This window comes from Vreelandella alkaliphila, from assembly GCF_016107625.1.
Lineage (GTDB): Bacteria > Pseudomonadota > Gammaproteobacteria > Pseudomonadales > Halomonadaceae > Vreelandella > Vreelandella alkaliphila.
In genome coordinates, this window is record NZ_JABASV010000005.1 from 253,502 (window position 1) to 268,166 (window position 14,665).

At 52.9% G+C, this 14,665-nt stretch carries 16 protein-coding genes; 14 read left to right on the forward strand and 2 right to left on the reverse strand.

The features are described from left to right. Positions 1-4: 4 nt before the first annotated feature. Positions 5-1,210 (reverse strand): CaiB/BaiF CoA transferase family protein, encoded by a 1,206-nt coding sequence (locus JFC11_RS09910; RefSeq protein WP_095603724.1) that lies wholly within the window; start codon positions 1,208-1,210, stop codon positions 5-7. Between the two features lie 151 nt (positions 1,211-1,361). Here JFC11_RS09910 and JFC11_RS09915 point away from each other — a divergent pair, with 151 nt between their 5' ends. Next, positions 1,362-2,264 carry a LysR family transcriptional regulator gene (locus tag JFC11_RS09915; protein WP_198349475.1) on the forward strand — a complete coding sequence of 301 codons (903 nt, stop codon included), beginning with the start codon at positions 1,362-1,364 and terminating at the stop codon, positions 2,262-2,264. Between the two features lie 18 nt (positions 2,265-2,282). Here the strand turns inward: JFC11_RS09915 and JFC11_RS09920 are convergent, their stop codons facing one another. Continuing rightward, positions 2,283-3,050, reverse strand: a complete 768-nt coding sequence (locus JFC11_RS09920) for an SDR family NAD(P)-dependent oxidoreductase (RefSeq protein ID WP_198349476.1) — start codon at positions 3,048-3,050, stop codon at positions 2,283-2,285. A 308-nt stretch (positions 3,051-3,358) separates the two neighbouring features. On the opposite strand from JFC11_RS09920, the gene JFC11_RS09925 reads away from it, so the two are divergent. The 13 genes from JFC11_RS09925 to JFC11_RS09985 all read left to right on the forward strand — a co-directional run bounded on the left by JFC11_RS09925 (position 3,359) and on the right by JFC11_RS09985 (position 14,613). Continuing rightward, on the forward strand, positions 3,359-4,339 hold the full coding sequence (locus JFC11_RS09925; protein ID WP_198349477.1) for a TRAP transporter substrate-binding protein: 981 nt from the start codon (positions 3,359-3,361) through the stop codon (positions 4,337-4,339). A gap of 108 nt (positions 4,340-4,447) precedes the next feature. Beyond that, positions 4,448-4,978 (forward strand): TRAP transporter small permease, encoded by a 531-nt coding sequence (locus tag JFC11_RS09930; protein WP_232482863.1) that lies wholly within the window; start codon positions 4,448-4,450, stop codon positions 4,976-4,978. Beyond that, positions 4,975-6,270, forward strand: coding sequence for a TRAP transporter large permease (locus JFC11_RS09935; protein ID WP_038478464.1), 1,296 nt, complete (start codon positions 4,975-4,977; stop codon positions 6,268-6,270). Before JFC11_RS09930 ends, JFC11_RS09935 begins: the two co-directional genes overlap by 4 nt. Positions 6,271-6,570: 300 nt before the next feature. Continuing rightward, positions 6,571-6,870, forward strand: a complete 300-nt coding sequence (locus JFC11_RS09940) for a hypothetical protein (RefSeq protein ID WP_095603728.1) — start codon at positions 6,571-6,573, stop codon at positions 6,868-6,870. A gap of 182 nt (positions 6,871-7,052) precedes the next feature. Beyond that, positions 7,053-8,159 carry a heparan-alpha-glucosaminide N-acetyltransferase domain-containing protein gene (locus tag JFC11_RS09945; protein ID WP_198349478.1) on the forward strand — a complete coding sequence of 369 codons (1,107 nt, stop codon included), beginning with the start codon at positions 7,053-7,055 and terminating at the stop codon, positions 8,157-8,159. A gap of 56 nt (positions 8,160-8,215) precedes the next feature. Beyond that, the gene (locus JFC11_RS09950) at positions 8,216-9,280 is read left to right on the forward strand and encodes a serine hydrolase (protein ID WP_198349505.1); all 1,065 of its coding nucleotides are present in this window, start codon (positions 8,216-8,218) and stop codon (positions 9,278-9,280) included. Positions 9,281-9,561: 281 nt separating this feature from the next. Next, positions 9,562-9,840, forward strand: coding sequence for a peptidylprolyl isomerase (locus JFC11_RS09955; RefSeq protein WP_009722821.1), 279 nt, complete (start codon positions 9,562-9,564; stop codon positions 9,838-9,840). A 58-nt stretch (positions 9,841-9,898) separates the two neighbouring features. Continuing rightward, positions 9,899-10,834: an ABC transporter ATP-binding protein gene (locus JFC11_RS09960; protein ID WP_198349479.1), complete on the forward strand. Its 936-nt coding sequence runs from the start codon at positions 9,899-9,901 to the stop codon at positions 10,832-10,834. Further along, positions 10,831-11,592 carry an ABC transporter permease gene (locus tag JFC11_RS09965; protein ID WP_009722819.1) on the forward strand — a complete coding sequence of 254 codons (762 nt, stop codon included), beginning with the start codon at positions 10,831-10,833 and terminating at the stop codon, positions 11,590-11,592. The genes JFC11_RS09960 and JFC11_RS09965 overlap by 4 nt, the downstream gene beginning before the upstream one ends. A gap of 114 nt (positions 11,593-11,706) precedes the next feature. After that, positions 11,707-12,720, forward strand: a complete 1,014-nt coding sequence (yejK, locus tag JFC11_RS09970) for a nucleoid-associated protein YejK (protein WP_038478446.1) — start codon at positions 11,707-11,709, stop codon at positions 12,718-12,720. Between the two features lie 126 nt (positions 12,721-12,846). After that, the gene (locus JFC11_RS09975; protein WP_038478443.1) at positions 12,847-13,302 is read left to right on the forward strand and encodes a tellurite resistance TerB family protein; all 456 of its coding nucleotides are present in this window, start codon (positions 12,847-12,849) and stop codon (positions 13,300-13,302) included. 49 nt (positions 13,303-13,351) lie between these two features. Beyond that, entirely contained in the window at positions 13,352-13,945 is a 594-nt protein-coding gene (locus JFC11_RS09980) for an exopolysaccharide biosynthesis protein (RefSeq protein WP_198349480.1), read from the forward strand. A 65-nt stretch (positions 13,946-14,010) separates the two neighbouring features. Further along, positions 14,011-14,613: a YqhA family protein gene (locus JFC11_RS09985; RefSeq protein ID WP_232482851.1), complete on the forward strand. Its 603-nt coding sequence runs from the start codon at positions 14,011-14,013 to the stop codon at positions 14,611-14,613. Positions 14,614-14,665 lie beyond the last annotated feature (52 nt).

The following is a 14,665-nucleotide window of genomic DNA, read 5'->3' on the forward strand; positions in this document are numbered from 1 at the left end:
CTCCTTAGATAATGCCCGCTTGACGCAGCTTGGCACGGGTTTCCTGGTCAATGCCCAGCTCATCCAACACGTCATCGGTATGCTGGCCAAGCGCCGGACCGCCATCGCCGAGTCGCCCTGGGGTAGCGCTAAGTTTGGGCAGTACACCGGGTACTTTTAATGGTTTGCCGTTGGGGCGGGTGAAGGTTTGAATCATTTCCCGCGCCAAGTAATGGGGGTCAAAGGCAATATCTTCGGCGGTGTACGGATAGCCCGCTGGCACACGCGCCTCATCCAGCGCTTTAAGAATCGCCTCTCTTGGGCGCTCTTCAGACCACGCTTGAATCGCTGCGTCGATCATTTCAGCCTGCTGGCTGCGGCCATCGTTGTGGGCTAGCGCGGGGTCGTTGGCCAGATCATCACGGCCAATCACGCCCATCAAGCGTTTAAAAATGCTGTCGCCGTTACCGGCAATCAATACGTAATCGCCTCCCAGGCAGCGGTAGGCGTTAGAAGGCGTAATGCCGGGGAGGGCGCTGCCGCTAGGTTCGCGCACTTGGCCGCTGGCATCGAATTCCGGCAGTAGGCTCTCCATCATGGCAAATACCGACTCATACAGCGCCACGTCGATCTCTTGTCCCAGGCCGCTGCGGTTGCGTTCTTGCAGTGCCAGCAAGGTGCCAATGACAGCGTAAAGCGCGGACAGCGAATCACCAATGCTCACGCCTACCCTGACGGAAGGCTCGCCCGGCTGACCGGTGAGATAACGCAGCCCGCCCATGGCTTCACCCACCACACCAAAGCCGGGCTTGTCGCGGTAAGGCCCCGTTTGTCCGTAGCCGGAAATATGCACCATGATTAATCGTGGGTTGAGTTTTGAGAGCGCTTGCCAGCCCAGCCCCCAGTTATCTAATGTGCCAGGGCGGAAGTTTTCCACCACCACATCAGCCTCGGTAGCGAGTTCGCGCACCAGCGCTTGACCCTCTTCACTGCGCAAGTCCAGCGCCACCGAGCGTTTGTTACGGCTCTGTACGTGCCACCAAAGAGAGGTGCCTTCCTCAAGCATTCGCCATTTGCGAAGGGGGTCACCGGTGCCGGGCGGCTCAATTTTAATCACATCGGCACCAAATTCACCCAGCAGCTTGGTCGCAAAAGGGCCTGCAATGAGCTGCCCAAGTTCAAGGACTTTCAGGCCTTCTAAAGGAAGCTGGCGCGCTTCGGGAGCATGCATTAAGGCTCTCCTGGTCGTATCGTTAATATTGTTGCCTACCAGCATGCGTGAGCCGCTTAGGCGCGACAATTAGGCAATGGGTAACAAAGGTTTCGTGACTGGCGAAGGTATGCGCTAGCATAGTCAGGTTACTTTTCAGGAGTTTGCCGAGTTGCGCCGCTTTGATTTTTTTACGCTCAAGCTGTTTATCTCTGTTGCAGACGAAGGCCGCTTGACCGCGGCTGCCGAACGCGAACACCTAGCCCTTGCCGCCGTTAGCAAGCGAATGAGCGATCTTGAAAGCTTGGTCGGAGCAACGCTACTTTACCGTAAGCCCCGTGGCGTGGAGCTAACCCCAGCAGGGCATGCGTTTTTACATCATGCGCGGCGCATACTCGACAATGTTGAACGCTTACAGGCAGAGCTTAGCGAATATGGTGAAGGCGTGCGTGGGCATGTGCGTATTCATTCCAACACCTCGGCGATCATCGCATTTCTTCCCCAAGATCTCAGCGCGTTCTCTCGCCACTACCCTGAAATCAAAATCGACCTGCAAGAGCGGGTCAGTAATGAAATTATTGCCGCTGTACGGGATGGCTTAACCGATATTGGCATTTTTGCTAGGCATGTGGCTGCGCCAGACTTACAGATAATTCCGTATCGGCGTGATCGCTTAGTGCTAGTAACGCCTGATAAACACCCGTTAGCGGAGCGAAGCAGTATTGCCTTCAATGAAGCGCTCGCTTTCGACTTCATCGGTTTGCAGCAAGATGCGTCACTGCAAGCGCTATTGCTTGAGCAGGCTAATCTATCGGGAAGAGCGCTGCGAATGCGCATTCAGGTACGTAGCTTTGATGCTATTTGCCGCATGATTCACCATGGCATGGGGGTCGGCGTGCTACCAGAACAAACGATCTACCGCGAGCTAGGTGATCTGCAGCTTAAAAGCATTCCGTTGAGCGACGCCTGGGCCCAGCGTGAACTTGTTATTGGCGTGCGCCGCTACGCGACGCTTCCTGTTACGGCAAGGCACATGGTGGACCTGCTGACCGCAGAAAAGCATTCAGCGTTATAAAGCTCATCAAATCGGCGCTTAATCCCGCAGTATCGTGGGGGCCGACCACTGCTGACAAAGCGGCATCACTTCTAAGCGCGTGATATTGATATGCGGCGGAAGTGAGGCTACATGGAACGCTTGGTCGGCGATGTCCTCAGGCTGAAGTGGTTCCGCTCCTGCGTAGTAGCTATCGGCTACCTGGTGGTCACCTTTCATGCGAACCAGCGTAAATTCACTCGCTGTCATCCCCGGGGCGAGGTCGGTCACTCTAACGCCCTGGGGGCCAACGTCGCAGCGCAGGTTATAGCTAAACTGTTCTACAAAGGCTTTGGTGGCGCCATACACATGCCCACCAGGGTAAGGCGTATGAGCGGCGATAGAACCCAGGTTAATTACCGTTGAGCCGGGGCCTGCGGTGATAAGTTTGGGCAGCAAGTGGCGCGTGACAGTCACTAATCCTTTTACGTTGGTATCAATCATGCGGTGCCAATCATCCAGCTCAGCGTTTTGTGCTGGCCCCTTACCCAGCGCTAGTCCTGCACTATTGATCAGTGTATGCACGTGCTGAAAGCGTTCTGGCAACGCCGCAACCACGTTAGCAACGTCTTGTGGGTTGCTGACATCCAATTGAGCGATGTGCACAGGTACGCTGTTTTTCAGTGAGTTATAGAGCGCCTCTAAGCGAGTTTGACGCCGTCCTGTTAACACCAGTGACCAGTCCGCTTGGGCAAAACGGTGGGCACAAGCAAGGCCGATTCCAGAAGTGGCGCCGGTAATAAACACGACGGGGGCGACTTCGTGCATGATGAAAGCTCCTGGCGAAAATGGCGGTTGAAGCCGCGGCTAAAAACAGCAGACAAGCGCCATTGAGATAGCCTAAGGGTGCAGTGGGTATTCATCTTTGGTCGTATGCTGATAATAGGGTGCGTAGTTTAGCGCGCTATAGCGGCGTTTCTAGCCATCGTATTTGACGAAGTCAGCCTTCATGAACGTCGATTTGAGCCGCTTGGCTGCTTGTTTCAAGATCAATCAAACAGCAAAAATGCTGTGATAAGTATCACGCTTAATAACCATAACCACATCCAATAACGACAACCGTAGAGAGTCATCCTATGCGGACAACATTGCTTACCACGCTGGCCACCCTGGGTATGCTAACGGCGGCCCCCTTTGCCTTGGCAAACCCGATCGAAATTCAAGTTAACAACACCATGAGCGAAGGCGGCTCTGAAAGCGCAGCAGTCGAGCGCTTTGCCGAATATCTAGAAGAGCAGGCTCCAGGCCGTTTTGAGGTGCGTCCTTTTCTAGCAGGTTCACTCGGCGGTGAAAACGCGGTGCTGGAACTGCTCAACTTAGGTCAAACCCAGATTTCTATCACTGGCGGCAATTGGCGCCAGCAGTATGCGCCAGAGTATGACGCTATTACCGTGCCGTTTGTTTTTTCAACCTGGGACGAAGTCGACGCCTATATGGAAAGCCCTTCTGGCCAGGCATTGATTGATCAGGCTGAGAACCAAGGCGGGCTTAAGTATTTTGGTTTGCAGCACCGTGGCCCACGCCATATGACCGCCAACAAGGCAATCAATAGCCCTGAAGACTTAGACGGCTTCCGTTTGCGTCTGCCATCGCTCCCCGTGTGGCTTGAGGTGTGGGAAGAGATCGGCGCCCAGGTAGTGAACGTTCCCGCGCCGGAAATTTACTTGGCCATGCAAACAGGTCAAGTCGATGGCCATGAAAACTCGCTCTCCTCGCCCTATACCCGCCGCCTGTGGGAAGTGCAGGATCACATCATTATGACCAGCCACGTGCAGTTTCCGTGGAGCTGGGTGGCCAGTTCACGCTGGTGGGATGGCTTAGAAGCCGATGATCAGGCATTGATCGAAGAGGCGATCGACGTAGCTCGTCAATACGGTTCAGAGCAAGAGCGTGAACTTGACGAGTTCTATCTAGAAGCGCTGCAGGATGAAGGGATGACCATCATTGAGCCGGATGTGGCACCTTTCCGCGAAGCGGCGTTGCCTGCGATTGATCGTGTCATGGCCGATATGGCTGATGGTGTGCGTGAAGATGCGTTAGGTAATGAAAGTCAGTAATTGCTTGTGCTAAATGAACAACGGCGGCCTATCGGGCCGTCGTTGTAGTTTTAAAAGATACCTATTTAAGCCTTATTAAGCCTCAGGAGCGTTACCGTGGATTCAGCTATGCCGCCCAGAAACGGGCCGGATAGAATCGCTTTTTATGTGTTGCGTTACACCACCCGTCTTTGCGATGGGGTGGGGGTGACGTTAATGGCCGCGATATTACTGCTCATTGTGTCTGCAGTGGTAGCCCGGGACCTACTTGGGTTGGGGATGCCCTGGACAGAAGAAGTTGCGTCACTGCTGGCCATTTATGCCATTGGCTTTGGGTCTATCTCTGCGTGGGTACGCAGTGAGCATTTAGTGGTTGACCTGTTCAGCCACAAGCTCTCTAGCTTAGGTAAAAATATACAGTATCGCCTTACTTCGTTGATCTCTTGCGGATTTTTTGTACTAGCGGCATGGGGCGCGTGGATTATGTCGGATATGAGCGCCAACAATAAAACTGTTTCGTTAAGTATCAGTTTCAGCTACCTCTACTACGGTATCTTCTTTAGCTTCGCAAGCATGGCGGTCATCGCCCTTTGGAAAACGCTGCGCGGCCCGGTTTTCTGGCTTGAAGCACCCCGCGAAGAAGAGGTGACGGCACCATGACTGAGTTACTAATTTTCGTTGGCGGCCTGTTGGTGCTAATGGCTATCGGGTTGCCTGTCGTGGTCGCTATCGGTGTTACTTCATTTATAGCGTTGGTATTCACCGGCACCGGAGGGCTGCCCGTTGAGCTACTGCCACTGCGGATGGTGCAAACGCTCAACAACTTTACCTTGCTGGCCATTCCGCTGTTTATTTTGGCAGCCAATATTATGAATATTGGCTCAACAACCACGCGTATTTTTGACTTCGCCACGGCATTAGTAGGCTTTACCAAAGGTGGTCTTGGTCACGCTAACGTAGTGGCCAGCTCTATTTTTGCCACCATGTCGGGTACTGCCGTGGCTGACGCGGCGGGGCTTGGCAGCATTGAAATTAAAGCCATGAAAGAGCGTGGCTATGATTTGGGTTACGCCACTGGAATTACCGCCGCCTCTAGCGTGATTGGGCCGATTCTGCCGCCCAGTATTGCGCTGGTAGTGTATGGCTGGTTGGCCAACGTAAGTATCGGCGGGCTGTTTATGGCGGGGCTGCTGCCCGGCATTTTGATGGCATTACTGTTGATGGGAATGACGGTAATGCTCGGGGCAACAGGCAAAGTAGTGATGCCTAAGCCTACGCCGTTTGATGCCTGCGAGGTCGTCCGAACCGGCAAGCGCGCTATTCTGCCCTTGATGATGCCCGCCATTATTGTCGGTGGTATTTGGGGGGGCTTCTTTACGCCAACGGAAGCGGGCGCCATTGCCTCGCTCTATGCGGTTATTTTAGGCGGCCTGATCTACCGTGACTTAAGCCTGCGCGACTTGTTTAATGCTTTCCAACGTACCCTTATGTTCAGCGCCGTGATTCTGCTGATTATTGCGGTATCCAGTTTTTACGGCTGGATTTTGGTGCGCATGGGCATTCCACAAGCGTTGGCGGGACAGGTGGCCAGCATCGATATGCCGACGATTGCGTTGCTGCTCTGCTTTGCGCTGTTTTTCCTGCTTATCGGCTGTTTCATGTCGGTCATCGAGAGCATCCTGATCTTCACTCCCATTGTGGTGCCTGCTGCGCTAAGCGCGGGGTTAGACCCTGTCCATTTCGGCATTGTGATGGTCATTACGCTTTCAGTGGGAGTTATTACGCCACCCTTTGGCACGGTGCTGTTTCTAATGGTGGGCATTACGCGACTACGCTATGGGCAGGTTGTCAAAGCGGTGTTGCCGTTTTTGCTTCCTATTCTGGCCACGATTTTATTGTTGATCGCGATACCTGGCCTTGCCACGTGGCTGCCTAGGGTGATGGGGTATTAATCCCCCAAACCTCGTTTGTCATGATGCAACAGGGCTCATGTGTCAGCGGTAAACAATAAATCGCTAATTAAAGATCGGTGCGCCATTAGATTGGTATGCATTATTTTTGTACAAGTCTCTGTATTTAAAGTGTTTTTTATTTTATTGGCATGGCTTGGTATGGCGGCTGCAATGTATTGGGCAAGAACGAAGTGTTAGGAAGACATGACGTTCTTGCCACTAACCAAGGTTTTCAAATGATCGAATTTTTTGATTACCGAAAACCAAAGTGAAAGCGAAGCCATACCAGGAGGCATGACTATGAAAAAGGAAGCTCTCAAGAAACTTGGCATTTTAGGCGTATCGTTTGGTTTAATCGCTAGCCCGCTGGCCTTTGCTGGCATGGAAGGCAACGATGATTACGAGCCCGCTCCTCAGGAAGAAACGACCCAGGATGAGCAAGGCGCCTACAACTCTTTCGACTCTGATCAAGAGCAAGGCGCTACTAATGAAGGTGTAACTACTGAGTACGAAGAGGAAGAGCAAGAATTCACTTATGAAGAGGAAGAAGAAGAGCAAGACACATGGGAAACTGAAGAGGAAGATGATTCCGGCTGGTAACCCATGACTGCTAAAGGGTTAACTTCTATTCCGGTTCACGGATGAACCATGAAATGCCTCGCCAGTTGCGGGGCATTTTTGCGTTAAAAGATGCCACATAGGGCGTGAGGATAGGGCGTAGGGAATGAATAGGCTATGGTTAGAGTTCTATTACTAACATCAGCCACAAGGACGTTGCCGACGTGTTGAACTGGAAGGAGGTTCCACAGCTTCCTAAAGCGCAAGGACGAATCGAAGCGATTGATCTCGCGCGTGGTATTGCCATTGGGCTGATGATTATCAGTCATGCCGTTAGTGGTTTAGTAGGCATGCGTCATGTGCCCGACTGGGGCATGGTGCCTATCCACTTTTTGACTAAGTTCTCGTCCTCACTATTTATTCTAGTGTTCGGCATAGCGCTGGCGGTGGCCTTCCTTGCTTACACGCAAAGTGACGATTGGCCTCGGCGGCGATTAAAGCTATGGGTAAGGGCCGTTGAGGTTTGGTTTTGGTATAAATCGCTGATTATTATCGAAATGCTACCCTTTAGCTCGCCAAGCGATATTGTTAATACGCTGCTCTATGGGCGATTTGCTATCTGGGTAGAGATTCTCGGTTTTTACGCCATTGCCTTATTATGGGTGCCATTAATATTGCCGCTGTGGGCCCGAACGCCACTGTGGGGACGTTTGGCGACCATCGCAGGATTAACGGCGCTTTCAGCGTGGTTACAAGGCTTTTCCTTTGGGGGCTACGAGCTCTTAAAAGCGTTTCTGGTGGATCATGAAGAGCACTATGCCTGGGGACAGCTTAGCCGCGCCCCACTAATATTGTCTGGCTTATTGATCGGCGAAGCGCTGTTACGCTGCTATTTCGATGCCACCTTACGCCGCCGTTTAATTCTTTGGCTGGCAGGGTCGGGGGCGCTGATGGTCGGCGCTTTTTATGGCATAGCCATCGCCGGGGGCGATGTTCATGGTGCGATGATGGCGGTGGCTCGTAATGTGGGAAAACACCCGCCAGGGATAAACTTTATGCTGTTTAGCGTGGGTGGCGCGTTGGTGCTGCTTGGGCTTGCCTTAGCGGGTGGCGCCACCGCTGCGAAAGCACTGTTGCCGATCACTCTCGTCGGTAGTGATGCGCTCAAAGCCTTTATCTTCCATATCGTGATGATTTTTCTAGTACTGCGTTTTTTATTGGAAGGCGAGGGGGCCTACAGCTATCCGCAGGCGCTTGGCATTGGTGGCTTATTAATACTCGGTGCCGCGCTGTGGATTTGGTTGACCCGCTGGATGGCGGCTCATCGCTAAGCGCGAGCAAACTAACGGGAGTTGACGATTTGCGACACTGGATACAGCGCGGGCTCATGGTCGTAGCGCTGTTAATAGCACTGCCTGTTCATGCAGATTGGTATTATGAAGTCGATAAACAGAGCCGCTGGCAGGGTGACTTAAATGCCCGCATGGCCGCCATCGAAGAGGTGTTTGGTGGGCAGCTAGGCGTGTATGTGCAGAATTTGGCCAGTGGTGAAGCCTATTCATGGAAAGCCGATGAGCCATGGTATTTGGCATCGCTGATAAAAGTACCGGTGGCTGCTCAGGTGTTGGCCGAACGCCAAGCTGGCAGGCTATCGCTTGATGAGCGGATTACCCTGGCGCGCAGTGACTATGTGGATGGCGCAGGCCCGGTAAACTGGCATGATCCAGGCACGCCTATTTCTATTGGTTATTTGTTGGAACAGATGATCACCGTTAGCGATAACACCGCCTCAGATATGCTGATTGATCGTGTAGGGCTTGAGGCAGTGAATGCACGGGCAAAGGCCATGGTGGTCGCGAGCGGTGGAAGGTCCGGTCATATAGGGCCGATTAGCAAGCTCGTTAGAGTACGCCAAGGCGTTTATGGCCAGCTTCATCCAGATGCCCAAGACTTAGGTGGTTTGGATTTTATGGCGCTGCGCAAGCATCCCGTTAGCCAGCGCCCAGTAGCGTTAGCCCGTGCCCTTAGCGTGCACCAAGATGCCTTCGAGCAACCTAACTACGACCGCGCCTTTGATGCCTACGAAGCCACGGGTGAGAACGTAGGCACATTGCGCACCTTCGGGGATGTGCTAGCCTCGCTTCACCATGGGGGTATGACGGATTTGAATACCGAGCAGCGCCAAACGCTGCTGGCGGTAATGAGCCGCACCTCCTCTGGCGAGCGCCGCTTGAAACAAGGATTGGGCAGTGACATTCATTTTGCCCATAAGACCGGTACCCAGTACCGTCGCAGCTGCGATGCGGGTATTGCCTCGCGCATTTCGTCAGCCCAGGGACCTTGGGTAATTGTCGCCTGTAGCCGAGGCCCGCTTTCGGTAAGCGCCCACGAACGCGCCTTGGCAAGTGTTGGTGACGCGCTACGTTTTAGTGGTGCGTTAGCTGACCTTTAATCAAGCTAACGCTAGCGCCTAACGCCGTACCAGCATGATAAACTGAGCCAATGCTCTGTTGATGTTTCACGGCCTGCCGTTGGAAAGTTGTAGCGCTTGGTGGCTAACGACGCGGGTGCCTCATTCGCTCGTACCTCGCGAGATTCGTTACACCGCGCTACGGTAGGTGCCATAGGTTTTGTAGCGCGTGGTAAGCGAAGCGCACCCGCGATGACGGTTATGGCAAAATGAAACAGCAACAGGTTATGTAGGTTCTTTTTTTTATTACTTAGGAGTTTGTTATGGCACGTGCCAGCGCCCGTCATATTTTGGTAAGCAGTGAAGAGCAGTGCAACACACTGAAGCAAGAGATCGAAAACGGTCGTGATTTCGCAGAAGTGGCCAAGCAGCACTCTAGCTGCCCTTCTGGCCGCCAAGGCGGTGACCTAGGTAGCTTTGGCCCCGGCCAAATGGTACCGGAATTCGACAAGGTCGTTTTCAGCGGTGACCTGAACAAAGTACACGGCCCGGTCAAAACCCAGTTTGGTTACCACCTGTTGGAAATCACTAGCCGCAGTTAATGGCGCCGAACATCCGTCAAGCACCGCGGCAATGCTGTCGCGGTGTGAGGAGCACGCCTTGAACGATCCCATTATTACTATTGAAGGCTTGAACAAAACCTACGAAGGTGGCTTTCAAGCCCTTAGCCGTGTGGATTTAACTATTCAGCGCGGCGAGATTTTTGCCCTGCTTGGCCCCAACGGGGCGGGCAAAACAACGTTAATCAGCGTGGTGTGCGGGCTGGTGAACCCAACCCAAGGCCACGTCGTCGTCGATGGCTATGATAGCGTTAGCCACTATCGTCAGGCCCGCGAACGTATTGGTCTTGTGCCTCAAGAGCTGACCAACGAAGCCTTTGAAACGGTATGGAACACGGTCAGTTTTAGCCGTGGCTTGTTTGGCAAGTCGCCCAATCCAGCGCATATCGAGAAAGTGCTTAAGTCGCTGGCCTTATGGGACAAACGCAACAACCGTTTGATGACCCTTTCCGGCGGTATGAAGCGCCGTGTATTGATCGCCAAAGCGCTCTCTCATGAACCACGCATTCTATTTCTAGATGAACCCACCGCTGGGGTAGACGTCGAGCTACGCCGTGATATGTGGGAAGTGGTGCGCGGGCTGCGGGATAATGGTGTCACGATCATTCTCACCACCCATTACATTGAAGAAGCCGAAGAAATGGCCGACCGCATTGGCGTTATTAATCGCGGTGAGATTGTATTGGTGGAAGAGAAAGCAGCGCTGATGAAAAAGCTTGGCAGCAAGCAGCTAACGCTGCAGCTGCACACGCCGCTCTCTGCTCTGCCTGCGTCCCTTGATCAAGACGAGCTGAGCCTGGCTGCAGATGGCTATGAATTGGTGTACACCTACGATGGCCGTCAGGAAGAGGAAGGCCGCGGTATTTCTGCGCTGCTCACCCAGTTGGAACGGGCGGGCATTGGCTTTAAAGACCTGCACACCCGGCAGAGCTCGTTGGAAGATATTTTCGTCGACTTGGTAAAGGAGCGCCCATGAATCTCTACCCCGTTCGTGCCATTTATATGGCGGAAATGGCGCGTACTCGCCGCACGTTGCTGCAAAGCATTGTGTCGCCAGTGATTTCAACCTCGCTTTACTTTGTGGTGTTTGGCGCGGCGATTGGTTCACGCATCAGCGAGATTAACGGGGTCAGCTACGGTGCTTTTATTGTGCCTGGGCTGATTATGCTGATGCTACTTACCCAGAGTGTCTCTAATGCCTCGTTTGGAATTTTCTTCCCGAAGTTTTCTGGCAGCATTTATGAAATTCTCTCAGCGCCCATCTCTTATTTAGAAGTGGTGGTGGGCTATGTGGGCGCTGCTGCCTCGAAATCGATCATTCTGGGGCTGATTATCCTGGCAACGTCCAGCTTATTTGTGCCACTGGAAATTGCTCATCCGATTTGGATGCTCACCTTCCTAGTGCTGACCGCCGTCACCTTCAGCCTGCTGGGCTTTATTATCGGCATTTGGGCAGATGGTTTCGACAAGCTGCAGTTGGTGCCTTTGCTGGTGATTACCCCGCTGACGTTTTTGGGCGGCAGCTTCTATTCTATTGATATGTTGCCGCCGTTTTGGCAAACCGTTACGTTGGCCAATCCTGTAGTCTACTTGGTCAGTGGGTTCCGTTGGAGCTTCTACGGCATTAGCGATGTCAGTTTAGCGGCCAGCGTGGCGATGATCCTGCTCTTCCTGGCCGCTAGCCTTGCCACCATTGCCTGGATTTTCCGCACCGGTTATCGCTTAAAGCCCTAAATCTGCGGATTGCCTGTTGAGCGGTTCTTTGCCAACACCGCTCTTTTGATAACTTGTTTTTTTAATCAATCGTTCTTAGCTAAACCGCTCTTAAATAAAAGGTAACTCCCGCTTATGCCGCTACTGCAAAGTATTGTGCACCGCCTTGATCCATCATTAGATGGTGAACGTTTGACCGTCACGGCGGCACCTGCGTCAACACCCGCGGCCCACGACGACCCAGTAATGGCAAGCTTGGTGAATTCGCTAAATGATACCTACAACACCAAAGCCAAAGGGTGGGGGCGATTTGCTGAGCAGGGCGAGCAGGCTGGTCCGTTGGTAGCCTGGCTGCGGGCATATATGGCAGAAGAGCAGGATTTCACCCAGCTTTCTATTGCGATTGCCGAACGCTTGGCGCAAACCCTGCAAGAGCAGCTCTCCGTTAGCGGCTACTTAGTGTTCGCACATCTACGCCAGGGCGATACCGAGACACTGTTTTTAGGCTTAGTTCATCAGCGGGAAGGTATTGGCATTAACGCAGAGCACCAAGCAGTGCCTGCCGCGCAGCTTAATACCAGCCAGCTCACCTTGGCAGCACGGGTAAACCTTACCCAGTGGCAGAGCGATTCTGAAAGCGCACAATATGTGTCGTTTTTAAAAGACCGCGGCGGCAAAAAGCTAGCCGATGGTTTGATAGCGCTGTTGGGAATGGAAGAGGGCATTGATGCTCCCGCCGAAACCCGCACGCTGCTGAAAGCTTTCAGTGATTACGTCGAAAAAGAGGACTACGACGACGAAGCCAGCCGAGAAAAAACCGACACCCTGGTCGACTACGCCAACGAGCAGCTGCGCCGTGGCGAGCCAATGACGTTAGAAGAGCTTTCGGGGCTGGTGGACGAAAAGCAGCCCAAAGCGTTTTACGACCATATCCGTAATGCTGACTACGGCCTTTCTCCAGAGATCCCACCGGATAAGCGCACCATCAGTCAATTTCGCCGCTTTACCGGACGTGCTGGGGGCGTATCGATCAGTTTTGACTCCCACCTGCTCGGGTCCAGCATTGAGTACGATGAAAACCAGGATCGCCTGATTATCAAGCAAGTGCCCAAGCAGCTAAAAGAGCAGTTGGCGAAGCGTAAGGAGTGATTAGTAAATAGTGAGTAGTGGAGGGTAAATAGTGAGGATTGAGGTGAGGGTGGGCGCTTAGGTGTAAAGGGCACTAAGTGTCATATCGCCAGTCGAAGTGGCAGGTTTATTAACAGGAGAGAAACCGTGCTGGATGCCATTAGCAATTTCTTCCAACGCGCGCTGGCAGAACCTGAGCAGCGTGATAATCAAACCCTGACGCTAGAACTCGCAACGGCGGCGCTGCTCTGTGAAGTCATGCGTGCCGACTACGATAAAAGCGATGCTGAACGTGCCGCACTCAAGCAGATGCTCATCAATCGCTACCACTTAAGTGATAGCGACGTTAACGAGTTAATGACGTTGGCGGAAGCAGAAGTGGATGACGCCGTCGATCATTACCAGTTTGTTAGCCTGATAAAAGAGCACTACGGTTATGAGCAGCGCTGCGAGTTGGTAGCGTTAATGTGGCAGCTTGCTTGGGCAGACGGCAGTATCGACCCACTCGAAGAGCACCGTATCCGGCGGCTGGCAGATCTCCTGCACGTCAGCCATAGCGACTTTATTCGCAGCAAGCTAGAAAGTACGCCCCACGCTGAATAATGCCCCCAGGATAGACGCTAAACCATAGGAAGGGAGCGCTGACACGTCAATGAATGATAGGCAGGATGCATCGAACTTAACCGAACTGATTAACACCATGGAGCGAATGGAGCGTGAAAAAGCCAAGGTAAGCGTAGACGACGTGGTTCACGCGGTGGGCAGGCGTTCATTTGGGTCACTATTGTTGCTTGCTGGGCTAATCACACTTGCGCCCATCATCGGTGATATTCCCGGTATGCCAACGCTTATGGCGGCGTTGGTGTTGCTCACGTCCGTTCAGTTATTAATCGGCAGGGAAACTTTCTGGTTACCTAAATGGCTGGTAAAACGCTCGATTTCCCGAACTAAATTCGATAAAGCTATTCACTACATGAAAAAGCCCGCCACGTGGATTGATAGCTTACTAGGTGTGCGCCTAGCGTGGATGACTGGCTATATCGGGATACGCGTCACCGCCGTGATGTGCCTGCTTATCGCGCTAGCCATGCCGCCGATGGAGTTTATTCCGTTTAGCGCCAACGGTGCGGGCCTAGCGCTGACACTGTTCGGTTTAGGTTTAGTCGCCAGAGACGGCATTATGCTCTCGCTGGGTTTTCTACTCACCGGAGTTACGTTTACGGTTGTGCTGATCAACGTGCTATAAGTTCGCGTACGATCATCCTAGCGCCGCCTAAGCTGGCGGCTTTTTAAAAGGAGCAAGCACTCACCATGTCTGATCCAGCACCGTCTGAGTCATCATCGAAATCACCATCGCCGCATTCAGCACTGCCGCCTGCGCCCAAAACGCCCCGTGAACAATCCCCCTGGGAGCGGCGGATTGAAACGGCGCTTTGGAATTCGCGCTTTCTGGTAATGCTGGCGGTAGTGCCAAGCCTGTTGGGCTCACTAATGCTGTTTATTGTCGGCACGCTGGATATTTTAACCGTGGTGGGTGACGTACTGCGCTACTACCTGATTGATAGCTCTCAAGATATCCACGACACCCTGGTGCCAGACATCATCATCGCCGTTGATGTGTATTTAATAGCGATTGTGCTGCTGATCTTCGGGCTAGGTATCTATCGGCTGTTTGTTTCCCGTATCGATCAGGCGGAAGTGCGTTATCCCAAGCACCCGTTTAACGTAGGCTCACTGGATCAACTCAAGGACAAAATTGCCCGCGTGGTGATTCTGGCGGTGATTATTGAGTTTTTCCGCGCCGTGGTGGATATCCGTTTCACAACGCCACTGGAAGCCATCTATCTCGCGCTTTCGGTGCTGGCGCTGGCCGCAGCGCTTTATTTTATGAGTCTAGGGCATAAGGATGAGTAGAGAAGCGTCGTTTCACTGTTCATATTCTCAATGGCCACACTAGTAGTAGCTG